The sequence below is a fragment of the Deltaproteobacteria bacterium IMCC39524 genome (genome assembly GCA_029667085.1).
In the GTDB taxonomy this organism is placed as follows: domain Bacteria; phylum Desulfobacterota; class Desulfuromonadia; order Desulfuromonadales; family BM103; genus M0040.
Window position 1 is genome coordinate 546,591 of the sequence record JARUHJ010000001.1, and the last position, 26,187, is coordinate 572,777.

The 26,187-nt window shown below is 50.2% G+C and carries 26 protein-coding genes; 7 read left to right on the top strand and 19 right to left on the bottom strand.

The features are described from left to right. Window positions 1–68: 68 nt before the first annotated feature. Window positions 69–1,289 carry an HD domain-containing protein gene (locus P9J64_02560; GenBank protein MDG5467200.1) on the bottom strand — a complete coding sequence of 407 codons (1,221 nt, stop codon included), beginning with the start codon at window positions 1,287–1,289 and terminating at the stop codon, window positions 69–71. Next, window positions 1,280–3,448, bottom strand: coding sequence for a HEAT repeat domain-containing protein (locus P9J64_02565; protein MDG5467201.1), 2,169 nt, complete (start codon window positions 3,446–3,448; stop codon window positions 1,280–1,282). The genes P9J64_02560 and P9J64_02565 overlap by 10 nt, the downstream gene beginning before the upstream one ends. Window positions 3,449–3,931: 483 nt before the next feature. Between P9J64_02565 and P9J64_02570 the strand changes: the two genes are divergently transcribed. Both P9J64_02570 and P9J64_02575 read left to right on the top strand, forming a co-directional pair. Then, the gene (locus P9J64_02570) at window positions 3,932–4,450 is read left to right on the top strand and encodes a ferritin family protein (GenBank protein ID MDG5467202.1); all 519 of its coding nucleotides are present in this window, start codon (window positions 3,932–3,934) and stop codon (window positions 4,448–4,450) included. A 139-nt stretch (window positions 4,451–4,589) separates the two neighbouring features. Next, a complete protein-coding gene (locus P9J64_02575) occupies window positions 4,590–5,033 on the top strand; it encodes a YaiI/YqxD family protein (GenBank protein MDG5467203.1) in 444 nt (147 codons plus the stop codon). A 113-nt stretch (window positions 5,034–5,146) separates the two neighbouring features. Here P9J64_02575 and P9J64_02580 read toward each other — a convergent pair whose 3' ends face one another. From P9J64_02580 to lepA, 6 genes are all read right to left on the bottom strand, one after another. Continuing rightward, the gene (locus P9J64_02580; GenBank protein MDG5467204.1) at window positions 5,147–6,691 is read right to left on the bottom strand and encodes an acyl-CoA dehydrogenase; all 1,545 of its coding nucleotides are present in this window, start codon (window positions 6,689–6,691) and stop codon (window positions 5,147–5,149) included. A gap of 110 nt (window positions 6,692–6,801) precedes the next feature. Further along, complete coding sequence (locus tag P9J64_02585; GenBank protein MDG5467205.1) at window positions 6,802–7,176, bottom strand: DUF423 domain-containing protein; 375 nt, start codon at window positions 7,174–7,176, stop codon at window positions 6,802–6,804. Window positions 7,177–7,268: 92 nt separating this feature from the next. Further along, the gene (locus P9J64_02590; protein ID MDG5467206.1) at window positions 7,269–7,628 is read right to left on the bottom strand and encodes a translation initiation factor Sui1; all 360 of its coding nucleotides are present in this window, start codon (window positions 7,626–7,628) and stop codon (window positions 7,269–7,271) included. A 105-nt stretch (window positions 7,629–7,733) separates the two neighbouring features. Next, window positions 7,734–8,582: a hypothetical protein gene (locus P9J64_02595; protein ID MDG5467207.1), complete on the bottom strand. Its 849-nt coding sequence runs from the start codon at window positions 8,580–8,582 to the stop codon at window positions 7,734–7,736. Window positions 8,583–8,850: 268 nt separating this feature from the next. Next, entirely contained in the window at window positions 8,851–9,510 is a 660-nt protein-coding gene (gene lepB, locus P9J64_02600) for a signal peptidase I (protein ID MDG5467208.1), read from the bottom strand. Then, window positions 9,510–11,315: a translation elongation factor 4 gene (gene lepA / locus P9J64_02605; GenBank protein MDG5467209.1), complete on the bottom strand. Its 1,806-nt coding sequence runs from the start codon at window positions 11,313–11,315 to the stop codon at window positions 9,510–9,512. The genes lepB and lepA overlap by 1 nt, the downstream gene beginning before the upstream one ends. A 219-nt stretch (window positions 11,316–11,534) precedes the next feature. Between lepA and P9J64_02610 the strand changes: the two genes are divergently transcribed. Next, entirely contained in the window at window positions 11,535–13,397 is a 1,863-nt protein-coding gene (locus P9J64_02610) for an AMP-binding protein (GenBank protein ID MDG5467210.1), read from the top strand. Between the two features lie 104 nt (window positions 13,398–13,501). Here P9J64_02610 and P9J64_02615 read toward each other — a convergent pair whose 3' ends face one another. The 5 genes from P9J64_02615 to P9J64_02635 form a co-directional block, all read right to left on the bottom strand. After that, window positions 13,502–15,373 (bottom strand): multiheme c-type cytochrome, encoded by a 1,872-nt coding sequence (locus P9J64_02615; GenBank protein ID MDG5467211.1) that lies wholly within the window; start codon window positions 15,371–15,373, stop codon window positions 13,502–13,504. A gap of 185 nt (window positions 15,374–15,558) precedes the next feature. Then, a complete protein-coding gene (locus P9J64_02620; GenBank protein ID MDG5467212.1) occupies window positions 15,559–15,741 on the bottom strand; it encodes a 4Fe-4S binding protein in 183 nt (60 codons plus the stop codon). Between the two features lie 58 nt (window positions 15,742–15,799). Further along, window positions 15,800–16,501 (bottom strand): response regulator, encoded by a 702-nt coding sequence (locus P9J64_02625; GenBank protein ID MDG5467213.1) that lies wholly within the window; start codon window positions 16,499–16,501, stop codon window positions 15,800–15,802. 43 nt (window positions 16,502–16,544) lie between these two features. After that, window positions 16,545–17,243 (bottom strand): response regulator, encoded by a 699-nt coding sequence (locus P9J64_02630; protein MDG5467214.1) that lies wholly within the window; start codon window positions 17,241–17,243, stop codon window positions 16,545–16,547. A 112-nt stretch (window positions 17,244–17,355) separates the two neighbouring features. After that, on the bottom strand, window positions 17,356–18,192 hold the full coding sequence (locus P9J64_02635; protein MDG5467215.1) for an MBL fold metallo-hydrolase: 837 nt from the start codon (window positions 18,190–18,192) through the stop codon (window positions 17,356–17,358). A 144-nt stretch (window positions 18,193–18,336) separates the two neighbouring features. On the opposite strand from P9J64_02635, the gene yhbY reads away from it, so the two are divergent. Continuing rightward, a complete protein-coding gene (gene yhbY, locus P9J64_02640; GenBank protein MDG5467216.1) occupies window positions 18,337–18,648 on the top strand; it encodes a ribosome assembly RNA-binding protein YhbY in 312 nt (103 codons plus the stop codon). Between the two features lie 8 nt (window positions 18,649–18,656). Here the strand turns inward: yhbY and P9J64_02645 are convergent, their stop codons facing one another. Further along, window positions 18,657–19,790 (bottom strand): deoxyguanosinetriphosphate triphosphohydrolase, encoded by a 1,134-nt coding sequence (locus P9J64_02645; protein ID MDG5467217.1) that lies wholly within the window; start codon window positions 19,788–19,790, stop codon window positions 18,657–18,659. 167 nt (window positions 19,791–19,957) lie between these two features. Between P9J64_02645 and rsmD the strand changes: the two genes are divergently transcribed. From rsmD to P9J64_02660, 3 genes are read left to right on the top strand one after another with little or no spacing between them, the layout of a single operon-like run. Beyond that, the gene (rsmD, locus tag P9J64_02650; GenBank protein ID MDG5467218.1) at window positions 19,958–20,533 is read left to right on the top strand and encodes a 16S rRNA (guanine(966)-N(2))-methyltransferase RsmD; all 576 of its coding nucleotides are present in this window, start codon (window positions 19,958–19,960) and stop codon (window positions 20,531–20,533) included. Continuing rightward, a complete protein-coding gene (gene coaD / locus P9J64_02655) occupies window positions 20,526–21,008 on the top strand; it encodes a pantetheine-phosphate adenylyltransferase (protein ID MDG5467219.1) in 483 nt (160 codons plus the stop codon). Before rsmD ends, coaD begins: the two co-directional genes overlap by 8 nt. A 54-nt stretch (window positions 21,009–21,062) precedes the next feature. Then, window positions 21,063–21,260: a DUF1858 domain-containing protein gene (locus tag P9J64_02660; GenBank protein ID MDG5467220.1), complete on the top strand. Its 198-nt coding sequence runs from the start codon at window positions 21,063–21,065 to the stop codon at window positions 21,258–21,260. A gap of 39 nt (window positions 21,261–21,299) precedes the next feature. Here P9J64_02660 and P9J64_02665 read toward each other — a convergent pair whose 3' ends face one another. The 5 genes from P9J64_02665 to P9J64_02685 all read right to left on the bottom strand — a co-directional run bounded on the left by P9J64_02665 (window position 21,300) and on the right by P9J64_02685 (window position 26,137). Further along, a complete protein-coding gene (locus P9J64_02665; GenBank protein MDG5467221.1) occupies window positions 21,300–22,031 on the bottom strand; it encodes a creatininase family protein in 732 nt (243 codons plus the stop codon). Between the two features lie 57 nt (window positions 22,032–22,088). Beyond that, entirely contained in the window at window positions 22,089–24,599 is a 2,511-nt protein-coding gene (locus P9J64_02670) for an OmpA family protein (protein MDG5467222.1), read from the bottom strand. A gap of 217 nt (window positions 24,600–24,816) precedes the next feature. Next, window positions 24,817–25,521, bottom strand: coding sequence for a 7-carboxy-7-deazaguanine synthase QueE (locus P9J64_02675; GenBank protein MDG5467223.1), 705 nt, complete (start codon window positions 25,519–25,521; stop codon window positions 24,817–24,819). A gap of 28 nt (window positions 25,522–25,549) precedes the next feature. After that, window positions 25,550–25,921 (bottom strand): 6-carboxytetrahydropterin synthase QueD, encoded by a 372-nt coding sequence (gene queD, locus P9J64_02680; protein MDG5467224.1) that lies wholly within the window; start codon window positions 25,919–25,921, stop codon window positions 25,550–25,552. A 3-nt stretch (window positions 25,922–25,924) separates the two neighbouring features. Then, complete coding sequence (locus tag P9J64_02685) at window positions 25,925–26,137, bottom strand: DNA gyrase inhibitor YacG (protein ID MDG5467225.1); 213 nt, start codon at window positions 26,135–26,137, stop codon at window positions 25,925–25,927. Window positions 26,138–26,187 lie beyond the last annotated feature (50 nt).

Below are 26,187 nucleotides of genomic sequence, written 5' to 3' on the forward strand. Positions count from 1 at the left end.
ATCAATAAATAACCAGATAAAGTTCCCAGGAATTATCTAAACGAACTAAAACCGTTGACGGCGTGGTGTCATGCTTCTTTTTGAGGCGTGACTTTCTTCATCAGGAGAAGAAAATTATCAACCAGGAGAGGATGCAACTGTGTCCCCTTCAATTGTTCAATATTGTAAAGAACAACCTCCAACTCGAGGGGGGCCCGGTACGGCCTTTTGGTTCTTAACGAATCATAGACGTCAGAAATACTGGTGAGTTGGCTGCAAAGGTTCTGCTGCCATTCATTCTTGACGAGGGGGTAGCCACTAAGGTCAAAACGTAAATGATGTTCGTAAGCATTAAGGACTGCCATACGAGGAACACCCGGACTATCAAGCAAGTACTCAGCACCACGTACAGGGTGAGTCTGCATCAAGGCCCATTCTTTGTCATCGAGTTTGCCAGGCTTGTTGAGGACCTCTTCAGGGATAAAAAGCTTGCCAACATCGTGCAGCATGGCCGACAAACCGATATCATGGAGTAATTGTCCTTCGATGCCAAGAGCTGTTGCCTGGGCCAGGTTCAGCAGGCAAACATTAAGGGAATGTGTAAAGGTGTATTCATCCATATTGCGGAGAGGCACAAGGGTCAGCAAAGGATCGGCGAAGCCTGCAAACACGTCGATGAATCCGGAGACGATTTCAGAGAGGCCTACCACCTGAAGACGGCGATTGTTCTTCACCGCCTCGTAAACCTCCATAACGCGAGACAGCTCCTCGCTGCTGATGTTCTCCAGGATCTGCGCAGATTCAATCAGGACGTTATTGTCAACGCCCCTCTTAAATAGTTCGGGTTCAGCTTGCTCCCCCTCGGGTACAGTTGTCAGGGCCTCCTGACCGGCCCCGGCAACACCACGAGCAGAACGATGACGAACTTCAATCTGGCCAAGACGGATATTTTCGCTGCTGTGAGTGACCTTTCCTGAACCGCCCAAACTACTCAGGAGTGCGTGCAGTTCATCAAACGTCACATTTCGTGAAAACTTTATGTGCCCGATACCGCTCATTTTGATCAAACGAGCAAAACGTTCGATATACATCGACCTCTCAAGAGGATGTTCATCGACAGCAAGATGTTCGTCGACCCGGATCAGGGAAAGGTTCTCCTGTCCGTCAATTGCATCCAGAAGAGAGGAATGAGCCATCCGACAAAGTTTTTTGACCTGCTTATGCTCTGCGGAATAGAGTTTTGAAGTGGAAATCGCCGTGGTCAAATGCCGCAGGCAATGGTCGACAGCGTTCAAGCGGTTCAGGTCCATGGCAACTTCCTTCTTTTTTGCAGACAAACCTGTCCGGCGGCACGGGCAAGTTCACCGGAAGCCTTACGATAAACCTCTTCGGCCAGGTCGACCGCATCTGGAGAATCGTAGCGGCCCAGGGTTTTAACAGCCTCAATCTTAAGGCTGTTGCTCTGAAAACTCTGCAACAGACTGCGGCTGTGAAGAAACTGCCTTAACCCGGGCAAAGCTTCAGGGAGAGCCATTTCGGCAAGAGCTTTGAGGGCGGTACTTTTAACATTCTCATCGGTTTCATTAAGCAGCTTACGATTTAAAACTCCGGACAGCTTAGCGGCCACTTCAGGGCTTCTGCTATTGGCGGCCAGTCTTGCGGCTTGAAGAAGGACACCGGGATCTTTACTGTCAAGTTCTTTGACCAGATATCGGTCGGCACGCGGGTCGTTGAAATGAATAAACGTGCGCATAACCTCAAACTGGACCGTTGGATTTGCATAACCGACCAATCTTCCCAAGGCTTTCAGTACGCTTGGGTCTCCCATCCCCCGTAGCAAGACAACCAGGTTGCGGACAAAGAACCAACGACGATCATGCAGTCTGGCCTCAATCTGCTCACGCGCATCAATACCAACAGCATGCAGGCACTCCATAAAAAGGCGCCTTTTTGACATGCTGCCCTCCTGAACAAGGAGCTCTAGCAGCGGGTCGACAAAGGGCTTTTTGACTCTCTTAATGAGACTTTTTATTGAGCCGTATTTTGCTTTTCCCCAGGTATCGAAGCTGTCAAGAACATGCTCGACAAACTCTTCTCTGGAGAAGATATGCAACGCTGACTTTTCAGGTGTTTCCAGCCATTTCTCAACCTGACGAGCATGACGTGACAAATGGTCATGAACACTGATGAGAGCAACAAAGTCACCGGTTTCCAGGAAATAGAAGATCAACTCTTCCATGTTGCGACTGATCGCGTTAACGGTCACTTTATTAACACCGCGATCAAGGAGATCGAACATAACATTGCAAAGGTGTCTCTCAACGGCATGTCCATCCAGCGTTTCAACCAACGCATCAACCTGTTTACGGTCCAGCCCTGGCAAAGTCTCTGCCGCGGCTAGAACGGCCAGGGCATCCTGATAGTCATCAGGCACAAATTTATCAGCTTGATCAGCACTGAATAACTGACCAAGGAGGACTGTCGTCTCCTCGGAAGAACGCTCCCTTTTTCCTGCGACACGTCCCCCGCCCCTTTCGCCTCCACCATGTTGGCCCAGCTTGCCAAGGACATCCATAAGTGCCTGGGGGATTTCGAGCTGTTCATTATCGACCTGCTCCATGGCTTCAAGAATCTGAGCCTGAGGTAAATGGCTAAGAACCTCTCCGGCCATCTCTTGTCGCCCTGAGCATGATTTCAGGGTGCTGTTCAGAAAGCGGCGGCGCAGGTCAGGCTTAAGGTTTCCGACCAAATCACCAAGACGACGAAGAGTCTCCTGACTCGCCTGACTTTGAAGTTTGTCGCGGTCTGTCTCTTTAAGAAAAGAGGTAATGGCTTCTTCATAATTCCGAATCAGACCTTGCCCCTCTACGCCATCTTCCCGATTCATGATTTCAGCGAGTAACTCAGGGTCAAGTTGTGCGTCTGGAGCCAGTTTTTCTCCATTAGGGTCAAGTGTGCCGGCAACCAGACCACCAACGAAAGATTTCCATAGGACGGCGCTTTCGTCTTCAATTAATTTTGATTTCGGGGCATGCACCTGGCTGACTTCAGTCGCGTAAAAAGCTCCAAAATCAACACCTTGCGCTGAAAGCCCTTTAATGTCGGAGAGGGTCAGGACGCGATGCAGGCCGCCACGATCGGCCAGGTCTTCTGGTTTGTAACGCAGGAGTTCAAAGAACTTGCAGATTTCAGCGGCAGTAACATCTTTATTGATCGTCAATGAAGCTACTTTTGCATCAAAAAGGTTTTTGGCAAAATCACGATAAATAGGGTTCGTGTTGTCCAGCGCCTGGTTGCCGACAAGGAGAGTGTCGCGGGCAACCCCGATCGTAATGTGCTGGCGGAACTCAAACATCTTAGGCAACAAATCGAGCAATTTCTCCGCGGCCGCATTGATCACCGGATGACCTGGAGGATATGAGAGAATCTGACGACGTGCGATGTTGAGTGCATAAATAAACTCAGACAACACCCTGGTATCCAGATTCAAATCGTTTTTTTCTTTATGACCAGCCAAGAGCGACCCTTTAGATGCGAAGAAAAACCTGTGTCATTGCTAAACGAGTGCCTTGTACAAAAAGCCAACCGCCGCCGAGAAAACGTCTTTCACAACTAAAAAACGCCGACCGATATCACACCGGTTCAGGCGATTAGAATACTAATAGAAACTGTGTGTTCACTTATAGGGATCCTCAAAAAAACAAAAAGGAGCATCGCGCATAAAGCGCAATCCCTCCTTTTGTTTCAGCACCAATAGCGAACAATTGTCCGCAACATTAAATCACAGATTTTCAAAATACCTTTAAGGGCCGAGCTAGTCAAGAAAGGTAGAGACTACGTGCGTAGTTAGGGGGTGTCTATTTTTAGATTTTATTGACATGCGGCAAGCCACATTGTAATAACTTCTCAACCGTCATTGACCCAAATCACAAGCAACCAGAAGGTATTAACCATGAATGAGTACAAGCTCTACAAATGCCAGATCTGCGGCGACCCTTACCTGGGTGACGACGCGCCCATCAACTGTCCTTACTGTGGCGCAAAAAAACATTATTTTGTCGATGCACATGACTATGTCAACAAGTTCGAGCAGGAGAACAACTTCAGCCGTGAGGAACAAGACAACTTCAACGCTGCCCTGGACATTGAGATTGGTAATGCCAGCTTTTATAAGGCCGCGGCTGAAAGCTCAACGGAAGATATCCACAAGTGGCTCTTTAAGGCACTTATGAAGGTTGAATCAGAACACGCCAGCATTTTCTCCAAGCACCTCAAAACCACCAAACCTGCACTCTTTGACGTTGAAGCAAGCACTGACGGCGAGGTCAATCTTCAGGAGAGCCATCGTCGGGAACAGATCGCGATTGAATCGTACCGAAAGTTTGCTGAAGCTGCGACTTCACCACGCGCCAGAGAAGTGTTTTCAGCCCTGGTGGAGATTGAGAACGATCACCTGGGCCTGGAAGACTGATTTACGATTGGTGATATGGTTAAGATGAAGACAGAACGAGTCGTAATCTTAGATGGTTAAGGCTCTCTTTTAAAGTGCATTCCGAGGTTTAAGGTCGTCGTTTTGTTAACGGTTGTTCGCTGTTCTCCAGGAGCTATAGATGCAAATTTGGGTCGACGCTGACGCCTGCCCCAGGGTCATTAAAGATATTCTCTACAGGGCTGCTGACAGGAAAAAAGTACAGCTGACCCTGGTCGCCAATCAGCCCTTGCAAACCCCGGCCTCAGCCTTTATCGGGTCAATGGTTGTGGGCTCCGGGTTTGATGTGGCAGATGACAAGATTGTGGAGCTGATGCAGGCCGGGGACCTGGTGATTACTGCCGACATTCCACTGGCCGCGGCAGCAATTGAGAAAAACGGCCATGCACTGAATCCACGCGGAGAGTTCTACACGGAAGACAATATCAAAGAAAGGCTTGCGGTACGTAACATGCTTGACGAGCTCCGTGGCTGCGGCGTTGAAACCGCCGGCCCGGCGACCTTCAATGCATGTGACAAGCAGGCGTTTGCTAACCAACTTGACCGGTTTTTGGCGAAACATTGACGGAAGGTGACTGATGTCGCTTTTTGAGGTGGTTTTCTTTGCGGGCTTTCTCTACCCCTTCGCGCCTTTGCGTTAAATAATTACAACCTTTGTTTTAGCTATAAGCCATTAGTTTAACGACAGAATTCCCGCCAGGAAGGATGCTCCGAATCAGGGTCAATCAACGCGGAACAGTTATCAAAAGCACAAACAGTTAACAAACCGGCAATCTCCTGTTGCAGATTGACAAGGCTGCCGTTGATCATCTCTTGATCAAACCCCTTTTCTCCCAACCTCAAGACCAGATCCATAGAGACAATACGACTTACAATCTTGCCTAACTCGGTCATTTTGCGTTGAGGTAGGGACGCCTCAAGATCAAACTCGATCAATTCCTTAATCAGTCCGCTGGCGCGATGAGTTAGGTCAAAACTGTTGAGGTAGCGGAACAGGTTTTTCTCCTTGGCGATTTTCATTTGCTTGAGGAGCGCTTCAGCAATCTGCACATAAAGAATATCGTTGGATCCTTCGAAGATCTGAAATGGGCGACTGTCGACAATGGCGCGGCCGGCGAAGTGGTCAAGGCGATAGCCTGCTGCTCCAACTAGCTGCAGCAATGATTGGGCGGCATCCTGCATGAGATCAGTGACGCAGGTTTTGATAGAGTTCGCTTCCAATCCATGAGAGGCTAAATCACGATCGATACTGGCGTGCTCGCTCGCGTTGACACACATTGCTGAACAGATGGTGAACGCCGACTGAATCTTCGCCAGGCGGGCTTGGACCTGATCGTAGTGATACAAAGCTTTGCCACCGACCAGGCGCTCGCGAGTGTGGTTGGTCGCTTCATCAAGGATGCGCGTCAGGAACCCCATCGCCATCGCTGGAAACTGCATGCGGCTGCGATGCAGCAAGTCGAGCATCATCTTGATCCCTGTGCTGTGCGGGATCAGTCGATGTGTTTTGGGAATCGTGACATTGATGCGATTGCGGCCGTAGGGAATCATGTAAAGGCCAAGGTTGTTGAATTTTTCCTCGACAACAACTTGCTGACCGGGTGCATTGGCGTCACAGATAAAAAAGTCGATATCGCGTGCCAGACCCTTCTTTTCTGTGACCTGCCGTGCCGTAAGCAGCCAGTAGTCGGCCCAACCGGTCAAACCTGCCCAATGTTTGGTTCCTTGCAGGTGACAAAAATCACCTTCGCCACTCCACGAGGTCTGCATATGTAAAGCATCGCTGCCATAGTCAGGCTCGGTGATCATCAACCCGCCCATCTTCTTGTGTTGCACGAAGTCCTTTAAAACCGCTTCTCGTGCAGCCTCCTGACCATACTTTGTGACCGGTTGGATAAAGAGCGCCCAATTGATTCCGAAAACCAGCGCCAAAGCCAGGGATTCGTACGAGGCGGCCTCAATGAGAGCAATGCCTTCACTGATTTGCCCGCCCCGCCCACCCTGCTCGGTTTGAATAAAGGTAGACAGTGGGCTGGAAGCCAGGATGTCTCGCAGGACATAAGGCGGCAGCCCACGATTAATGCTGAGTTTGTCGAAATCTTCGCGATTATGAAAGACGTTATGTAAATTCGATTTGAAGGCTTCAAGGAATTCAGGAAAAGGTGTTGCGTTATTGGTTTGCTCAGGTCTGAGTGTAAGCCCTTGGCTTTGTTCTGGTTTCATTTTTTACCCCAACGAGGATGGTGGACGACGATGATGTCGTCCCATTGTATCGTTTTTCCTTCCTTCTACAAGTTTGGCGACAGCAAATACAACCAGCAGTCTTGAACGTCTCAGGAAGCATTTTTCCAGGCGGCAAGAATCAACAACAACCAACCTACAAGAAATGCAACACCGCCCAAGGGGGTAATAATACCCAGCGCCCTGGCCCCGGAAAGGACCATGACATACAACGAGCCTGAGAAGAGGAGAATCCCGATCAGGATGGCCCATCCAGCGTTGCGAGCCAAAGCAGGATCGGGCATCAAGTGACAGAGGATGCCGATGAGCAGAAGAGCGAGAGCATGAACCAGGTGATACTGAACACCTGTCTGCCAGACCACAAGCATCTCAGGGGAGACCTTGCTTTTCAGACCATGAGCGCCAAATGCGCCTAAAGCGACGCCGAGGAAAGCATTGATGCTGCCGAGAAGAACGAAAACTTTCATTGATAAACCCCCGTCAATAGTGATTCGTGAACAGCCATCAGTAAATCCTTAAAAAGGTGGTTAGTGACTCCCCAGTCTCCAGGCCCCAGCCCCTAGCCCCCGCTCCTCTTAACCGTCCAACCCCTGGCTTTAAGCATTTCAATCAAGGAATCGCGATGATCGCCCTGTATCTCAATCACGCCATCCTTGAGAGTGCCGCCAGTCCCGCATTTCTGTTTCAACTCTTTCGCAAGTTTTTTGAGTTCGCTGGTTGGCAGCGGAACACCTGTGACCAGAGTCACTCCTTTGCCTTTACGTCCCTTGGTTTCACGACCGACACGAACAACACCATCCCCGTGAGGAGGGAGTGTTGCCGATTTACGACACACACACCCAGCAATCGGTTTCTTGCACTTTGGGCAAGTACGGCCAGATTCGCAGGAATAGACGAGGCGAGAGTTGCTGTTTTTCATCTGAGGTCCAGTTGTTAGTTGTCGTTATCAGTGATTAGTGATCTCTACGATCAGGGGACAACCTTTTTTAGTCGGGGGTAATCCCTGTGGTTTGCCAGTTACAATTCACAGCCGTAAAAACAGATATCGCAAAGAGTACCAAAGCATCATAACCAGAGCAATAACCGGAAGCGCCGGGATAAAGAGTCCCGTTGTCTGCGCAAGTGTCATCGCCAGGAAAAGCGCAACAACCGAAACCGGCAGATACCCCCCTATTCGCCCCTGCCGCGCCTGTTTTTCTCCGCAGGCGCCAACCAGGTTGTCATTCACCTCATGACGAGCAGCAACTATGGCAAAGAACACAACCATAATCCAATCAGAGATACCGAAAGCAGGCAGCAAGCCAGAGGCACCTGGAAAAGCGAGTTTCACCAGGATCATGTCAACCAGTGGTGGTGGCCCAGAAGGAGCCTCATAGTATTGCTGGATGGCTTGAGAAAAGCCGGCGGTTGGACCGTAGAGCCAACTGGCAAAATCAGCCAAGGTCATCACCAGGCAGACAGGGACAATCTCCCATAGTTTATCAATATAACGCGCCATTGCGGCACCAGTCACAGTTGCGACCAGGAGCAACAGCGCAGACTGGAAAGCGTCTAGCAGGGGCTGCCATGCAGCTGTCAGGCTAAGCTGTTGAAGCAGCCACACGGACAAAAGCAGCACGATCCCCCAGAACAGATAGAACCCTCTGTTGCGATCCTCCGGATGAATCAGGAGCACTGGCAAAAGAAGTTGTGCTGCGGCGTAAAGCTGGAAAGCAAGGTAGAGACCTGACCATAAAAGGGAAGCTGTTTCAAACAGACGGCCGGTTGACCAGAAACCGATGAGAGCGCACCCCCATACCAGGTGACTGGCTATCAAGAGGAAGATCATCCTCTGGTTGGATTTGCTGAAGGTGGTGAAGGAGTGGAGCAGCATGAGCCTATTATGCCTTGGCATCGGGAAAGTGGGTACTCAAAAAAAACATAAAGCCAAAACATATTCAACGCGGAGGCACTGAGGCGCTGAGAGAAGATACAGACAGAAGAAAGAATTACAGTCATAGCCATTTATCTCTGCGTCTTTGCGCGTCTGCGTTGATAGACGCCTTAGGTCTTGCATTACTTTTGTTTTGGTTGCAACCCAAAGAAAAGGAGCGCCTCATTATTGGAGACGCTCCTTAGCTACAAAATATCAACAATCACGGTTACTTGATAGGACGACCGATGCGACCCCAGCGCGGCATGAACTTCTCCTTGTCCCAGGACCAATACTTGATAAATGCCAACCCCTTGATCGCCGAGCGGTCGACAAAACGCCAGAAGCGGCTATCGTAGGAACGATCGCGATTGTCTCCCATGACGAAATAGTTGTCTGGCGGCACAGTGACCAGTGGCATGTTGTCACGTGGGCCGGCAGTGACGTTGCCATCCTTGTAGACAGCTTCGGGTGTCAGATGCCGCTCGCCATTCACGTAAACGCTTTTGTTGCGGATCTCAACAGTGTCTCCGGGCAGGCCAACAACACGCTTGATGAAATCACGACGCTTGAAATAAGACTTGTCTTTATCTTCGGGAAACTCGAAGACAATGATGTCACCACGTTCCGGGTCGCGAATCGTAAAGATGCGGTCTTCAATAAAGGGCACCTGTAAACCGTAAGTGAACTTGCTTACCAGCAGATGGTCACCAATCAGCAACGTGTCTTCCATGGACCCAGAAGGGATTTTGAAGGCCTGAACGACGAAAGTACGAATAATCAGCGCAAGGATGGCAGCGACAATCAGTGCTTCTGTCCAATCGCGCAACTGGGACTTCTTGGGCGGCTCCTGTTCATTAACAGCCTGCTTTTTTGCAAAAAGCTTCATTACTTGTTTTCCTTGACTTTCAATATGGCCAGAAAGGCTTCCTGAGGCAGCTCAACGTTGCCGACCTGTTTCATCCTCTTCTTGCCCTCTTTCTGTTTTTCCAGGAGTTTGCGCTTACGGCTGATGTCGCCACCGTAACACTTCGCCGTAACATCCTTGCGGAGAGCCTTGACAGTTTCGCGGGCGATAACCTTGTTGCCGATAGCCGCTTGAATCGCCACTTCAAACTGCTGGCGCGGGATAAATTCTTTCATCTTCGCGACCAGGTCACGACCGCGGTATTGGGCTTTGTCGCGATGTACGATCAGTGAGAGTGCGTCGACCAGGTCACCATTGATCAGGATGTTAAGCCGAACCAGCTCACTCGGACGATAATCAAGGTGCTCATAGTCGAGGGAAGCATAACCACGTGAGAGGCTCTTGAGACGATCGAAAAAGTCCATAACGATCTCGTTGAGCGGCAGCTCGTAGATAACCATGACACGGTTCGCGGTCAGGTACTTGATTTCACGCTGCACACCACGTTTCTCCTCGCACAAAGCGAGTACGGCACCAACAAACTCGTTGGGAACATGTACGGAGGCCAGGATGAAAGGCTCTTCGATCAGGTCGATGTTCTGCACATCAGGCAGCTTGTTGGCGCTGTCGACGTTGATCGTTTCACCTTTTACCGTGGTGACCCGATAAACAACCGTCGGTGCCGTGGTGATCAAATCAACGCCAAACTCACGCTCAAGGCGCTCCTGAATGATCTCCATATGCAGGAGGCCGAGGAAACCGCAGCGAAAGCCGAAACCAAGGGCGACTGAATTCTCCGGTTCGAAGGAGAAAGAGCTGTCATTAAGGCGTAATTTCTCCATGGCGTCGCGAAGATCTTCGTAATCGCCGGAATCAATCGGGTAAAGACCGGAAAAGACCATTGGCTTGACGTCTTTAAAGCCTGGCAGAGCTTTGGCTGTCGGATTGCGTACATGAGTAATCGTGTCACCGACCTTGGCATCCGCTACGACCTTGATGCTGGCGGTAATAAAGCCGACCTCACCTGCCGTCAGTTCATCCACGGCTACCGTATGCGGAGCGAAGACACCGACTTTAAGAATCTCATGTTCAGTACGGCTCTCCATGAGACGAATCTTGTCACCCTTTTTCATGGCACCGTCAATAACACGCACCAGAACGATGACACCCTGGTAAGGGTCGTACCAAGAATCAAAGATCAGGGCTTTTAATGGTGCGTCCGGGTCGCCCTCAGGAGGCGGAATCTTTTTTACAATGGCTTCCAGAATATCCGCGACGCCAAGGCCTGTCTTGGCGCTGGCAACAACCGCATCGCTGGCATCCAGGCCAATGATCTCCTCTATCTCAGCGCGAACTTTTTCAGGTTCGGCGCTGGGAAGGTCGATTTTGTTTAGAACGGGAAAGACTTCCAAATTTTCATCGATGGCCAGGTAAACGTTTGCCAGGGTCTGCGCTTCAACTCCCTGTGATGCATCAACAACGAGCAGAGCACCTTCACAGGCAGAGAGAGAACGACTGACCTCATAGGTAAAGTCAACGTGGCCCGGGGTGTCGATCAGGTTAAGGATGTAATCCTGGCCGTCGGCGGCACGATAGCTCAGGCGAACCGCCTGGGCCTTTATCGTGATACCGCGCTCTCTCTCCAGGTCCATCTTGTCAAGAAACTGGTCTGTCTTCTCCCTGTCTGTCAGGGTTCCGGTCATTTCCAGCAAGCGATCAGCGAGAGTTGATTTACCGTGATCAATATGAGCAATGATAGAGAAATTTCGAATCTGTGATTGTTTCATAAATATAAGAACTTATCCCTTGCGACAGCAATCTATACATATTTTTGGAGAACAATGAAAAATATCGAAATACTGGTAATTTGTAAAGAAGCAAAAAGGGAATGAAGCTTATTTACAACTGAGGCCAAGAAGAGCCCGTCGGCTTTATTCTTGCCAAGTGCGCCTGAGCGTGATTAAGATGCTGATATTATTGTAAGGATTCCATTACAGAGAGGCTTTATGGCTTTGATTACAGAAATGCTGCAGAAAAGCTGCCGTACACAATCCAGAAAGACTGCCCTAAGACACAAAGTTGCCGGCCGCTGGGTTGAGTACAGCTACGCAACGATCTGGAGCACCTCTGACCAGATCGCCGCCGGCCTGGTCGAGTGGGGCCTAGAGTCCGGCGATCGCGTTGCTTTGCTGGCACCATCATCCCCTGCCTGGGTCATGGCCTACTTCGGCATACTCAAAAGCAACGCCATCGCTGTGCCGATCGACAAAGACCTCAAGCAGGGAGAGCTGCGTCATATTATTGCTGACTGCGGCGCGCGGGTTTTATTTACAGAACATTCCTACCTTGATTTGATCCTTGATGTCGCGGAGAACTTGCCCCAGCTCGAGAAGATCGTCCTGCTGAACCAGGAACCAACACAAAAGGGACAGATTTCCCCAAAGGTGGAACACGCCCTTGCGTTGCTTATCAGCGAATGGCATCGACTCAGCCAGCGCTACAAGATCAAGGACGACGATATCCAGTCCTTTGAAGGCCTGGCAGAAGATTTTCAACAACTTGTCATGCCCACGGGGGTCAAACAGGGAGACAAGAAGAAAAACTTCTTTACCCGCTTGCTGCGCGACCCCGACGAAAAAACCCCTGTTTTCTCGGTAGAAAACCTTGAAGACTTCCAGAAAGCGTCACCGCCACCGTTGACGAGTTGTCAGCCAAACGACCTCGCGGTCATCCTTTACACCTCTGGCACAACGGGGCGTTCCAAGGGCGCCATGCTGAGCCACCGCAACATTACCAGCAACGTGCGCACAGCGATAGAGCTCTTTGACCTTGATCCAAGCATGCACACACTGTCCTTTCTGCCGATCAACCACGTCTTTGAGCAAGTCGCAGGGATAATCCTGCCGCTCGCGGTCGGCGGCACAGTCTCCTTCGCTGAGAGCCTGCGCAAGTTGGGAGATAATCTGGGCGAGGTAAAACCCAATTTTTTACTTGGCGTCCCGGCTGTTTTCAGACTGCTCGCAGATCGCATGTCGCGCAAAATCGAAAGCCGGCCTCTTTCCAAGGCACTCTTTAAGTTCACTCCGACCCGCGGCCTGGTGACGAAGAAAGTCCGCGAGGCCTTCGGTGGCAGCCCTGTCTTTATCAGTGGTGGTGCGGCTCTTGATCCGGAGGTTGCAGCGACCCTGATGGATTTGGGGTTAAACGTCTACCAAGGCTATGGCATTACCGAAACCTCGCCGGTTATCGCTGCAGAATCTCCCACCGTGAAGCGGCTGGGAACCGTCGGCAAGCCGATACCGGGCGTCGAAGTCAAGATTCACGACGCAAACTCAGAAGGCGTCGGTGAGATCTGGGCCAAAGGGCCCAATATTATGCTCGGTTACTACAATAACCCGCAGGCGACCAAAGAAGCGATTACGGATGGTTGGTACCACACCGGGGACCTGGGTTGTCTCGAAGACGATGGGTACCTGAGAATTTGTGGCAGGCTGAAAAATCTCATCGTTACGGCAAACGGCAAGAATGTCTATCCCGAAGAGATAGAAAATGAAATACTTAACAGTCCTTTTGTTGCAGAAATAATGGTTTACGGCCACAAGGTCAATGAAACCTCTGAAGAAGTATATGCCATGATTTACCCTGACCAGGACGCATTGGACGCTCATGCTGCCGAAGCAGGAGTGACTCATTATAAGCCAGAAGAGATCGAGAAGATAATCCGCCAGGAGGTTCTCGAACGCGGCAAGAACCTGGCCGACTACAAGAGAGTAAAACGCTTCACCCTGCGTGAAGACGAGTTCCCGAAGACGACGACGCGCAAGATCAAGCGTTTCGTGGTTGAGGCCGACATTGACACAGAAGAATAAGCAAAAGCCCGCTTAAAAAATACCGTTAATGACGAAGACGATTCCCTAACACAAAAAGGCCCCACTGAGGGGGCCTTTTTGTTTAGCAAACGACCAGGGATTGACTATTTCACGCCACTCTTCATTATCCTTCGGATACCCAGGGTGTGCATCTCATCATCTGGGGCAGCCTTAATCGCTTTCTCTTCTTTCATTTTAGCCCAGAAGTCCATGTCCATACCATGACAGGCCTCACAGGTTCCGGCCCTCATGATCCTTTGTTGTTCTTCCTTGTTTAAAGGTCGAGCGCCTACGTGATTGGTTGCCTGGATTTGCTTGCCGTCTTCATCGACAATCCGCTCAAGTTCAAAATCGATCGGCGAACCTTCCGGGAAATTCTTTTCGATCATATACATGCCATTACCAAGGCCAAGGGCCTTACGCGACATGTGGCAATCTGCGCAAGTTCGGGCTTTCTTGGTGACGGTATGGGGTTGAATCGGGTTGGTCGCTATACCACTGGTGCCATCTACAGTCGTATAGGTCTTATTGAGCACGAGATTCTTTTCGCCGTCCATCTGCGTGAAGAACACCTGGCAGCCAGGAATAAAGGTGCTAATCTTGCCCTCCGGGTTCCAACCGATAATCGGTGTCTCCCAACGCAGGTAAGAACGGGATTCGTTCCAGGAATAAGCCGTTTTTTCTCGGTTATCCTTGTGGCTTGCCATACTGTCATCACCACCCTCTTTAGAATTCAACCAATCGCCATTGGGCTTGGCGATATCCTGTTTGGCGTGACAACCATAGCACTGTGGAGCCCAGGTTGCGTGGCAAGTATAACATTCGAGTTTCTCCATGTGGACAGGGAGGTTAACCATGGCAGTATGACCCTCGGATGAGTACTTGGCCTCGGAGACCTGGGGGACTATATGCTCCTTACCCGTCATCTTGCTGGTAAGGACAATCTTACCGTCCTTTACTTTCAAATTCGTCAAAGGGTTGCCCCAAGAGCTCTTCAGCTCGGATTTCTTCTGCATGGTGCCATGGCAGTCTTCGCACTCAACCTCAACCGCTTGCCATTTCTTGGCGTAAATATTGCCGTCACCATGCAGATCCTGCTTGGTGTGGCAATCGATGCAAGTCAAACCCTTATCGTAGTGGACATCGGCTTGAAGGTGATTGTAGTTCTTGCCGTGGAGTTTCCCCTGTTTGCCGCCAGAGCCGGTCCATGGAGTGCCGTAAGCATCACTTTCCATCGTACCGATAAAGCTGACGCCAGTTCGTCCGCCGCGGTTATGGCAGTGAATACATTGGTTCTCAGGAATCTTTGAGGTTATACGATGGAACATCGGCCGATCTTTCTGGCTCTTGTCGATCGCCTTGTCCCCTCCTTCATAGAGGCCGGCATCAGAATAAACGACATGACAAGCGGCACAACCGCTAGCACGATAGTCGCCATCGCGCTGGTGTCCGTCGCTCCACAGGTGACAACGAAGACACTGATTACGCAGGTAATCGTCGCCTGTAGAGTTGGTTGAACTTTCCGGCTTGCTCGGGTCATAATAAGGGACTTCTGCCAACTCAGCCAAGGCATACTCACCTTCCGGGTTGTCATCCTTAACAGCGTAATTGGCATAGATAGAAGCCCGGTCCTGAGCACCAAAATCATAACGGGTGCCGCTGATAATCCCGGCACTGGTTGAGTGCAGAGACTTCATGTTGTTTTCGACTTCCTCGGGATGACATGTGCCGCAGGTTTCTTCAATTACACGAAAGTCACTGGGATTGCCATACATGCCCGTGTGGGCCTTCTCTGCTTCGACAGCAGAAGCATCTCCCTTGTGACAGTCCGTGCAGCTCAAATGACTCATTCCGTCGACTTCTGATATCTTCTCGATGCCATCGTGGCAGGTAATACACTTGCCATCATCAGCAAACGTATAAAAAGGAACAACCAAGAAGCTCACCAGGCAAGCCCAAAAAACCCACTTATTCATCTCGATCTCCTCTCAAAAGTTGGAATAAAAAAAACCAGTCTAAACTTTACCAAACAACCGTGCTTTAGCAATTCTGGGGGTGAAAGTTTCCAGGACAAACAAAAACAATGGCGTCAGAAGGGCCTGACGCCATTGTTGAAAAAACCACTAAAATGTGAAGCACTAGACTCTTGCCGGGACGTTCGCTAAGCCTCTTCTGCTATACAAATTGCATCATGGGGGCAAGCAGGCAGACAAAGTCCGTCCAGATCACAGATGGCATGATCAACAACAGCCTTGCCGTCGATAACCTGTAAAGCACCATGGGGACAAGCTTTGAGGCACTCTCCCGAGCCATGGCACTTATTCTTGTCAATATATATCTTCATCACCACTCCTGTTTGTTACATGTTTGGACTGATCTTTTAGCAGAAATCCGGGCGTTTGTCAGCTGGAAGCTTTCTTGTCAGAGATTCGCAGGATTGCCTTACGAACGGCCTCGGGTAGCTTGGCAAACATGATACCGAGACCGTGTGGGTAATGTGGCTTCAAGGGGTTGGGCTTGCGGTTCAACCATGAGACTACAGCCCTGCAGCTGAGTTGGGTCCCAGGCCCATCAGGGAGCTTAAAGCTTAATTCGATTTCTGTGCCAGGGGCAAGATCAGCTTGGCTTTCAACGAACATCCCACCGCCTGACAGGTCCAAACACTTGCCGGCAAACTCTTCACCTTCAGAAAGGATGGTAACACGGAAGAAAGTGGGTTGCCGGTGCTCCCGGACTCCCGGAAGAAACTGTCTACCGAGCTGTAGGAAGCTATGCTTGTCCAAAGGTTTACTCAGCCATGCGTCACAGCCCTTCTTTCGAGCGAGTTCGGGTTGCTCAGGGGAGTCCGGATCACAGACGATAACCACAGGGATGGTACGCAATTCGGGATCTCTTTTGATCCTCTGACAGCAATCAAGGCCTCCGGTAGGCGGCAACGAAAAGGAAAGATAGACCAGGTCCGGTCTTTCGTTGCGCACCATCGCCAAGGCTGTATCGCAATCGTCGGCCTCAAGGATTTCAGCTGGAGTTTTTTGCAGGAACTGGCTTTCTATGGCCCGGAAAAACCGAGAATCATCCGCCAGAAGGATACTTAACTTAGTCATTATGGCCCCCCACAATCAGACAAAAAAACACTTAACAAGCAATCTATGTTCCAAAACAACGGCGCAAGGCCGTACCCACTGAGACGGCAATATCAACGAACTCAACACCATAGCCGAGAGGAAAACCCTCTTTAATAATGGAGCCATTGGCATTCGCCCAGGCAATTCTGCCATGCACCTCGACCGGGGTTTTCTTCTCATCGGGCAAACAGAATTTAAGCAGTAGCAACTCGCCAGTCTGAGCCGTAGGTTGACACTCCAGAAACATACCACCACTGCTGATATCAATGCAACGACCCATCATACGCCGGCCACGACAGGTATAGTCAACGATAATCTGACAGTTCCTGCGTGGTTCACGTCGATCGATACTGACCAGGAAGCGATGCCCGGAAGCTAAGAAGAGACGACGATCGAGCGGTTTGGGCAAATAATCCTCCGCACCGGAAGCGCGCGCTTTTGCCTCATCGGTAGCAGGATCATCCCCTCCTATCAGGACAACAGGTATCTCACGCAAATCAGGGTCAGACTTAAAGGCACGGCAGCAATCGTAGCCATTCATCTCCGGCATATCAACATCCATATAGACGAGGTTGGGTTGATGTTCCCTGGCCAACAACAGGGCTTCTCTGGCAGAATCAGCGGGCAAGACCGTTGCAGGCGTATTGCGAAGGAATTGCCTCTCCAGTTCGATGAAAAACTTGGAGTCATCAACAATCAGGATGCAAAGCGGTGTGCCCATGGTGTTAAAACCTACATGTATCAGTAACCAGTAATCAGTAATCAGTAATCAGTGACTTATTGACCTGGAAAGGGGATTGTCCTGTGGTTTGCCAGCCCCCAGCCTCCAGCCTCTAGATTCTAAAGGTTGAACCAACATTTGCGAAGAAAACTTTATTGGGGAGATGCACGAACAACTGGGCAGAACGGACCTGCCCGGTGCAGTGAGAAACGCCCAGTCGATCAAAATCAAGACGCTTCAAATAGTCGACGGTTGCGGCAAACTGCTCATCACTGGCCGGGCCGAGGTGCGTACCACCAATAATCGCGTGAATACGGGGGCCGCCTAATTCGCGGCGAAAGTGCTCGACGGTATTGATCAAGCCTGAATGTGCACAACCAAGCAGAATGACGAGACCCTTTTCTGTCTCAATGGCAAGAGCAGCGTCATCGAAAAATTCATCATCGAGCCACCCTTCACCTTTTGCAGGTCGTTGAACCAGATGCGGATCGCCTTTTTCAAGCGGCTCAAGACGTGGGATCGAGCCACTGAAATAGAGCCCTGGAGCAACCCCTGCAAAAGAATCCAGATGATGGAAGGTCGCCCCGGCAGATTCAAGCTCTGACCGGGTGTATGGAAGGCTGATATCACGTTCTTCATGCTGCCCTTGCCAGAACCGTTCGCTAAAGATCTGAGAGTGTGAATAGACAGGACGTGGCCCGATCTTCTGCAGTAACGGCAGCAACCCACCGCAGTGATCATAGTGACCATGGCTCAGTATCACGGCATCAATCTGGCTGGCATCGATCTCCAGTACGTCAAGATTACCCAGCAGGGTTTGGCCACTGCCGGTATCAAAGAGCCAGGTCCCGGTATCCGTACGTACCAGGCAGGAAAAACCGTGCTCACCACACGCGTAAATCGGGCGTCCAACGGTATTTTCACAGACTATGGCAAGGTGTAGGGTCATAACAGAAAAATAATGTCAGGCTCTCTCCAGAAACAGGCTTCCACGTAATCACAACTCGATGTTATAGTGCCCGCCTCAAGCAGTCAATTTTCTTGTTTCGCCCTTATCACTGCACGGGCTGAAGCCAATATAAGGAATAAACAGATGTCAGAAGCAACGAAACAACTCACCGGCAAGCAAAACCGCTTTTTGCGCGGTCTCGGTCACGGCCTGAAGCCCTTTGTCATGGTCGGCAAGCACCACCTCAGCGAAGATGTCGTTAAGGCGACCAACGAAGCTCTTGAGGCTCACGAACTGATCAAAGTAAAGATCCAGGAGGGCTGCCTGGAGGATCGCAAGGTTGTTGCTGCAGAACTCGCCGCAGAAACAGGCGCAGAGGTTGTGCAGGTGATCGGTAAGAACTTCCTTCTTTATCGTCAGAACGAAGACAAAACCATCAACCTACCAAAAGCCTGATCGTCGGCTCAGACCCTTTCGTAAGGGTCAAAGAGGCGTTTGTATTCGTCCAGAGCATAACGATCGGTCATTCCGGCAATATAGTCACAGACAACTCGCTCCCGTCCATACCGCTCATACTTGTCCTGGTAGCTCGACGGCAAGAGTGTCGGGTTCTGCAAGTAGTTCTCAAAAAGCATGGTCAGGAAGCGCTCCGCCTTGATGCGCATCCGTTCCACCTTGTAATGTCTGTAGAGGTTTTTATAGAGAAACCTTTTCAATTCACGGTTACGCGCCGCTGTCTCGCTGCTGAACATCACCAGATTTCCAGAATGTGTACGCACCGCTTCCTGAGTGGTTATCCCCGCCTCTGAAATATTCTTCCTGGTCTGATCTACGAGGTCCATGATCAGATGGCCGATCAAATGACTGATCGTTTGCAGGATCTGACGATCTTCAGGTAGAGAAGGATATTTCTCTTTCACTCTGGCATATATGTCAGCCCAGAGATCAACCTTCATCAAGGCCTCAGGCGTCAGGTAACGAGCCTTGAGGCCATCATCAATGTCATGATTATTGTAAGCAATTTCGTCGGCCAGATCGATGATCTGGGCTTCCAGTGTGGGTCTTAAGTCCGGTCGATACTCCTCGTAGCCCGAGCCATCAGGGAGATCGTAGTCAGAGGAGTGTTTGATGATCCCTTCGCGGGCCTCCCAGCTCAGGTTTAAACCGTTAAAATCAGGGTAGCGCTCTTCAAGGTTCTCAACGACCCGTAACGACTGACGATTGTGTTCGAAGCCACCGTAGGGAGACATCAGGCGATTCAATACATCTTCGCCGGTATGGCCGAAAGGTGTATGACCAAGGTCATGAGCCAGGGCCAGGGTCTCCACCAGGTCTTCGTTGAGTTTCAAGCGCCGGGCAATACCTCGGCCGATCTGGGCGACTTCCAACGAATGAGTCAGGCGAGTTCGGTAATAATCCCCTTCATGGTTAACAAAAACCTGAGTTTTATATTCCAGACGCCTGAAGGCGGCACAATGGATGATGCGATCACGATCGCGTTCATAAGCCGGCCGATCATCCTTATAGACCTCAGGGTATCTTCGTCCAAGTGAGGTTTCACTTTGCGCGGCATAACCTGCCAGGTCCGGTCTTTCCATTCAAGCCTCCAGTTGTTGATCCATCACTGAATCAGAGTTTATTTAAGCCATGCAACCGTCCATCTGTCAAGACCGATTCCGCCTGACTTAGCTTGACCGTGTGACATGATTGTGCTAGTCCTTTTCATAGTTTACGCTATCTTAGTGGCTTTCGCAGAGGTGTTTCCATGAGGGTTATTGCCGGAACTTCACGCGGCAGACGATTAACAATGTTCGAAGGCCGTGATGTGCGCCCTACACCAGACCGGGTACGTGAAGCCCTTTTCAGCATTCTGCAGAGTAAATTAGGAAGTTTTTCCGGCATTAAAGTCCTGGACCTCTTCGCAGGCTCGGGGGCATTGGCAATAGAAGCTCTCAGTCGCGGCGCTGCCTCGGCATGTCTGGTCGAAAAGGATCGTGCCGCAGAACTGGTTCTTCGAAAGAATCTAAATCTCTGCAAACTGGAAAAAAAGACAACTCTGTACATCAAGGACGCGCTACGCAGTCTGCATGAATTCACTGCAGCTTCATTTGACTTGATTTTTCTCGACCCCCCCTACTTTCAAGGGTTGGCAGAGCAGGCATTGTTAGAGATTGAGAAGCAGGGTATCCTCAGCAATGACGGCATTATTTGCGCTGAGACGGGTTCCAGAGAAATCTTGCCGGAGAGCGTCGGCAACCTCCAACGAATCGATCAACGCCGTTACGGCACAATTATGATAAACTTTTATGCTCATAGACTGATGAGGGAATGTGATGAATGAGAAAATAGCCGTATATCCAGGCTCTTTTGACCCAATTACTTACGGCCACCTCGATATCATAGAACGAGGACTGGACGTTTTCGATAAGATAATTATTGCCGTAGCCCGCAATTCAGGCAAAAAGGGACTCTTCTCCACCGAAGAACGCATCAGACACATCAGGGAGGCGCTTGGTGATAATCCACGCGTCAAAGTCGATACCTTTGAAGGACTGTTGGTTGATTATGTGGTTTCCAAAGGGGCTAAAGTGATTCTGCGAGGTTTGCGAGCCGTGTCTGACTTCGAATACGAATTCCAGATAGCCCAGATGAATCACAACCTGAAAAGTGAAGTGGAAACAGTTTTTATGATGACATCTGTACCATACGGATACCTTAGTTCATCGATTGTCAAAGAAGTCGCCAGTCTGAAAGGTCCTGTTGAGAGCCTGGTCCCGCCCGTTGTCAGGAAAGCTTTGGCAGAGAAGTTTAGTTGAAGGCTGAGGCTGGGGGCTAGGGGTTGGAAGAAACTGAAAAGTTGAGGAGGTTGCATGATTACACGTGAAATGATTATTTCCGACATTATCTCAAGTTATCCTCAGACAATTGAGGTCTTTCGTTCTTTTGGTTTGGATTGCATGGAATGCCAGATCGCTGATTACGAGGAGGTTGAGCATGGTGCGGGGGTCCACAATGTGGACATTGTTAAGCTTCTCAAGGCACTGAACGATGTGATTAAACGTAAGTAAATTCAGGGTCAAAATGGCACTCATCTTGTGTCCCCTAAATCAACAACCGGCAGGCTCAACAAATTCTTCCAATTCAACGACCAACCGTTCCAAGGCATCCACAACGACTTCTTCAATCTTCCGGCCCTTCTCCGCGCTCGCCTTACTCGGGTCTCCCCAAACAGCGCTTGGCCAATAAGCCCGCTTGTTGCGCACCAAAATATGCTTTGGAAAGGCAGGATAGGCCTCAACGGCTCCTTCTTTAACCAGGTGAGGTCTTGTGGCGAGGATTCTTGAAGCCTCAATCTCACCAGCATGTGAATCTCCGACCGTTTCGATCAACCCCTTCCCCTCCTCTGCAGCCAGATCATACTCGGTGACCACGGCAATTTTCGCTTCGGGAAGTCGTGACAGCAAACATTCCCCGGCATCAATAAGGACGGCATTGTGGGTCCCGCCGGCATGCCCTGAAAGAACAACAAAATTACGCAAGTTCTGTCGATAGAGAGCTTCTACGACATCCATCAGTAAACTCTTCAGGGTTTCAGTGCGGATGCTCAAGGTTCCCGGGTGCTGGGATGTAGAGCGACAGACTCCATAAGGGATTGGCGGAGCAACAAAAAGAGAGCGCCGCTCAGCCAGGCGTCGACAGACATCAAGCGCCTGGAAACTATCTGTACCCAGCGGAAGATGCGCTCCATGCCCTTCTGTAGCACCAACCGGGACCAAGACCGTCTCGGTTTTTGTCAGGCCCTCCAGAAAGGCCTGAGAGGTTAGCTCTTCAATAATCATCCTGACCTCAAAAGAAAAGAGCGGCTTTCGCCGCTCTTAATGGGTTAGAAATTGCATTTAGTTAGTGGCTACAATGTCTCTTTCAGCAGGGCTTAGACCCGTTATCTCATTGCGTTGAACGGCATCCGTGTCTTTTGCTAACTCCTGCTGGTTTGTTGTGTTAACTGGTTCGGTGATCAAAGAAACTTCAACGCGGCGATTAAGCGCTCTACCGGCTTCAGTAGAATTGTCAGCCATTGGCATGCTATCGCCAAGGCCACGCAAGTTGATGACTTCAGGCGGCACTCCAAGCTGATTTTGCAAGTACTCGACGACATTGCGGGCTCGAGCCTCGGACAAGGCGAGATTGTCGGCAAAGATATGTCGACTTCGTTCGACGATCGGCAGATTGTCGGAATGCCCGACTACGTCAACTCTGGCCAATTTCTGTGATTTAAGTTGCTCGGCGAGTTGTTCAAGCATCGCCAGATCAGACGCCTGTAGTGTCGCGTCGAATGAGGGGAAGCGCGGGGACAGACGAATCTCTTGTTTGCCCTCTTCTTCCGCAGCATGTTGAATTTGAGCCGCAACCTTTTCAGCTTCGGCTTGCTCAGCAGCCAGCTTAGCGGCAGCAACCTTATCAGCTTCGGCTTTCTCAGCAGCCAGTTTAGCAGCAGCAACCTTATCAGCTTCGGCTTTCTCAGCAGCCAGTTTAGCAGCAGCAACCTTGTCAGCTTTTGCTTTCTCAGCAGCCAGTTTAGCAGCAGCAACCTTGTCAGCTTCGGCTTGCTCAGCAGCCAGTTTAGCAGCAGCAACCTTGTCAGCTTCGGCTTGCTCAGCAGCCATTTTAGCAGCCGCAACCTTGTCAGCTTCGGCTTGCTCAGCAGCCAGTTTAGCAGCAGCAACCTTGTCAGCTTCGGCTTTCTCAGCCGCCAGTTTAGCAGCAGCAACCTTATCAGCTTCGGCTTGCTCAGCAGCCAGCTTAGCGGCAGCAACCTTGTCAGCTTCGGCTTTCTCAGCCGCCAGTTTAGCAGCCGCAACCTTGTCAGCTTCGGCTTGCTCAGCAGCCAGCTTAGCGGCAGCAACCTTGTCAGCTTCGGCTTGCTCTTCAGCCAGGTTAACAGCCGCAACCTTGTCAGCTTCGGCTTGCTCTGGTTCTGAATTATCAATGACAACAGCCTGTGCTTCGGCAATTAAAGTCGATTCTGGTTCATCCCAAGAGACAACGATGCCCTCTGGACGATTTTCAACTTTATATTCCGGTAATGTTGATTCACTTGCATCAAACACCACCCGAACCTTATTGGCGTGTGTTCCAAGGCGTATTTGATTGAAGCCATTAATGGCATAAAATGTGCGCTCATCAAAGGAAGGTTCCAGGTTGTAAATATCAACAACCAATCGCGGTGGATCTGTAAGGGTAAAATACTGAAACGTCTCAATTAAGCCATCAGATTCGATTACAACCCTACCGGGCGTCGTTTCAACTTGTTGTACGACAGAAGCTTTCTGCAAAGTCTCAGCAGCAAGTTTCTCAGCAGCAAGTTTCTCAGCAGCAAGTTTCTCAGCAGCAAGTTTCTCAGCAGCAAGTTTCTCAGCAGCAAGTTTCTCAGCAGCAAGTTTCTCAGCAGCAAGTTTCTCAGCAGCAAGTTGCTCAGCTGCAAGTTGCTCAGCTGCAAGTTTCTCAGCTGCAAGCTTCTCAGCTGCAAGCTTCTCAGCTGCAAGCTTCTCAGCTGCAAGCTTCTCAGCTGCAAGCTTCTCAGCTGCAAGTTTCTCAGCAGCAAGTTGCTCAGCAGCAAGTTGCTCAGCAGCAAGTTGCTCAGCTGCAAGTTGCTCAGCTGCAAGTTGCTCAGCTGCAAGTTGCTCGGCGGCAAGTTGCTCGGCGGCAAGTTGCTCGGCTGCAAGTTGCTCAGCTGCAAGTTGCTCAGCTGCAAGTTGCTCAGCTGCAAGTTGCTCAGCTGCAAGTTGCTCAGCTGCAAGGTTCTCAGATGCAAGTTTCTCAAATGCAAGTTTCTCGGCTGCAAGTTTCTCGGCTGCAAGTTTCTCGGCTGCAAGTTTCTCGGCTGCAAGTTTCTCGGCTGCAAGTTTCTCGGCTGCAAGTTGCTCAGCTGCAAGTTGCTCGGCTGCAAGTTGCTCAGCTGCAAGTTGCTCAGCTGCAAGTTGCTCAGCTGCAAGTTGCTCAGCTGCAAGTTGCTCAGCTGCAAGTTGCTCAGCTGCAAGTTGCTCAGCTGCAAGTTGCTCAGCTGCATCATCCTTCTTCACGTCAGGTTGTGCGATATATGAAGGAGCCATACGAGGATTTATGCAGGTCGGCGTTTCAAGATAGGCAGGATAATCTCGATAAACTTTTTTTGCACGCCTCTTGGCTGTGGATTCTTCTGCCGCAGCCACTTCAGGAGAATGGTTCCTCGCGGCAGGTTGATTAACAACGTCAGGAGCTTTTTCGGGCTTTCTACAGGTTGGGGATTCGATATAACCGGGATAATCACGGTAAACTTTTGCGAGCAGGGTTTCCTCGGCAACAATAAACGGTGCGAGGAATATACAGAGAACCGAAAGGGAAGCGATCCGCCATTTAGAAAATTTCATTGAGGGCCTCCTGAAGCAATAATCAAGGTAAACATTTAATATCCGTCACAACACTGACAGTGAGAAAAGCCAGAGCCTTCGAAAACGCTAACGACTCGCGCTACATTGGCAATCAGACTATTCTATGCAAGCTGAAAGTAATAAATCTTTAGTATCGGTAGTTTACTTATTTATTAATAATATACGATTAAAGCAGGAGGTCAAGAGAGAGGAAGTTTTAATCGACACCCAACCAAGGGTGGATTTGAGGGATAATACGAACGTCCCGATGCTCTGCAGATGCAAGGACCTGTAATTTCATCAGGGCTGTACCATCCAGGACAGGATTTGAAGCGATTGTGCGTGGCTGCAGGACAAAGGGTGTTGTCGGAGCATGGCGATTAACGAGCCTTGCAGCTTCCAGCAGTTCGTCCTCTGTCGTGCTTTGGTCGATGACAAACTTCACATGACACAATCGATCGCCAGAGATTGACAAAAAATCTGCATGGTCAGCCCAAGGGGTCGGCACTCCTGTCACAGCAGACCCTTTGATGTCCATTGAGATCCAATCTAACAGCGGCAGAATCTTCTCAAGCTCCGCAGGCAGAGTCCCATTGGTTTCAAGAAAGACAGGAAGGATAGAGATAACAACAGGAAGCCAGTGTTTTAGAAGGTCAGCATGAAGAAGTGGCTCGCCGCCGGTGAGCGCAAGGGAGTGGTGCACATTGTTGGTGACATGCTGCCAATGTGAGATCAACCGGGTGATTTCGGCCATACAGACCGGGTTGTCATGGCTATTGAATTGACCTGAACCCGGCACCGCCTCGATCTGGCAGGTCGGGCCGCCATGAAAAGGCGTGTCGCAGTACTCGCAGGCCAGGTTGCATTCAGCAAAGCGTACGAAAATCTGGCGACAACCGATCATTACGCCCTCCCCTTGCATAGAAGAGAAGACTTCGATTAATGGGGCATTAATCGAGGGAGTAACTGGCACAGGCGTTCTCCGATTCCCAGACATTAATCTTCTCAACGGCGATGTTTTCGTTATTTAAGGTCTCGCTTAGACGCTCAAAAAGATAGCGACTAATATTCTCCGATGAAGGGCTGTCGTTTTGGAAGGGGGTCAGGTCGTTCAGGTATTTGTGGTCCAACTCGTCGAGCAGGCTATTGGTTTGCTTCTTGAGAATTTTGAAGTCGATGCCGAGGCCGGCCTTATCAAGCTCTTTTGCAGCAACAACAACTTCGACGCGCCAGTTGTGGCCATGCAGATTCTCGCAATCACCTTGGTAGTTGATGAGATTGTGAGCGGCGGCGAAAGAAGTTTTTATCATCAAGCGATACATTGATTATGACCTTTCAATCGATTGTTTTTCTTTATAAAAGTCGATGACATTGTCCTCGGACAAAGTCTCCTGTGATGGCCCTTTAATACGGTAGGATTCATCAGCCCACTGCCCGAGATCAATCAACCGACAGCGCTCGGAACAGAACGGCCGGTCAGGATTGTCTTGCCAGGCCACTGGTTGGCGACACTGCGGGCATTTAATTTCTGGACACATAGAAAAACTCCGTATAGTCAAATTACCACGGCGCCGCAAAAGCAGGCAAC

Coding starts and splice junctions, on each gene's coding strand:
- P9J64_02560 (MDG5467200.1), bottom strand. CDS start 1,289: ATGGACCTGAACCGCTTGAACGCTGTCGACCATTGCCTGCGGCATTTG.
- P9J64_02570 (MDG5467202.1), top strand. CDS start 3,932: ATGAATGAGTACAAGCTCTACAAATGCCAGATCTGCGGCGACCCTTAC.
- P9J64_02575 (MDG5467203.1), top strand. CDS start 4,590: ATGCAAATTTGGGTCGACGCTGACGCCTGCCCCAGGGTCATTAAAGAT.
- P9J64_02580 (MDG5467204.1), bottom strand. CDS start 6,691: ATGAAACCAGAACAAAGCCAAGGGCTTACACTCAGACCTGAGCAAACC.
- P9J64_02585 (MDG5467205.1), bottom strand. CDS start 7,176: ATGAAAGTTTTCGTTCTTCTCGGCAGCATCAATGCTTTCCTCGGCGTC.
- P9J64_02590 (MDG5467206.1), bottom strand. CDS start 7,628: ATGAAAAACAGCAACTCTCGCCTCGTCTATTCCTGCGAATCTGGCCGT.
- P9J64_02595 (MDG5467207.1), bottom strand. CDS start 8,582: ATGCTGCTCCACTCCTTCACCACCTTCAGCAAATCCAACCAGAGGATG.
- lepB (MDG5467208.1), bottom strand. CDS start 9,510: ATGAAGCTTTTTGCAAAAAAGCAGGCTGTTAATGAACAGGAGCCGCCC.
- lepA (MDG5467209.1), bottom strand. CDS start 11,315: ATGAAACAATCACAGATTCGAAATTTCTCTATCATTGCTCATATTGAT.
- P9J64_02610 (MDG5467210.1), top strand. CDS start 11,535: ATGGCTTTGATTACAGAAATGCTGCAGAAAAGCTGCCGTACACAATCC.
- P9J64_02615 (MDG5467211.1), bottom strand. CDS start 15,373: ATGAATAAGTGGGTTTTTTGGGCTTGCCTGGTGAGCTTCTTGGTTGTT.
- P9J64_02620 (MDG5467212.1), bottom strand. CDS start 15,741: ATGAAGATATATATTGACAAGAATAAGTGCCATGGCTCGGGAGAGTGC.
- P9J64_02625 (MDG5467213.1), bottom strand. CDS start 16,501: ATGACTAAGTTAAGTATCCTTCTGGCGGATGATTCTCGGTTTTTCCGG.
- P9J64_02630 (MDG5467214.1), bottom strand. CDS start 17,243: ATGGGCACACCGCTTTGCATCCTGATTGTTGATGACTCCAAGTTTTTC.
- P9J64_02635 (MDG5467215.1), bottom strand. CDS start 18,192: ATGACCCTACACCTTGCCATAGTCTGTGAAAATACCGTTGGACGCCCG.
- yhbY (MDG5467216.1), top strand. CDS start 18,337: ATGTCAGAAGCAACGAAACAACTCACCGGCAAGCAAAACCGCTTTTTG.
- P9J64_02645 (MDG5467217.1), bottom strand. CDS start 19,790: ATGGAAAGACCGGACCTGGCAGGTTATGCCGCGCAAAGTGAAACCTCA.
- rsmD (MDG5467218.1), top strand. CDS start 19,958: ATGAGGGTTATTGCCGGAACTTCACGCGGCAGACGATTAACAATGTTC.
- coaD (MDG5467219.1), top strand. CDS start 20,526: ATGAATGAGAAAATAGCCGTATATCCAGGCTCTTTTGACCCAATTACT.
- P9J64_02660 (MDG5467220.1), top strand. CDS start 21,063: ATGATTACACGTGAAATGATTATTTCCGACATTATCTCAAGTTATCCT.
- P9J64_02665 (MDG5467221.1), bottom strand. CDS start 22,031: ATGATTATTGAAGAGCTAACCTCTCAGGCCTTTCTGGAGGGCCTGACA.
- P9J64_02670 (MDG5467222.1), bottom strand. CDS start 24,599: ATGAAATTTTCTAAATGGCGGATCGCTTCCCTTTCGGTTCTCTGTATA.
- P9J64_02675 (MDG5467223.1), bottom strand. CDS start 25,521: ATGCAAGGGGAGGGCGTAATGATCGGTTGTCGCCAGATTTTCGTACGC.
- queD (MDG5467224.1), bottom strand. CDS start 25,921: ATGTATCGCTTGATGATAAAAACTTCTTTCGCCGCCGCTCACAATCTC.
- P9J64_02685 (MDG5467225.1), bottom strand. CDS start 26,137: ATGTGTCCAGAAATTAAATGCCCGCAGTGTCGCCAACCAGTGGCCTGG.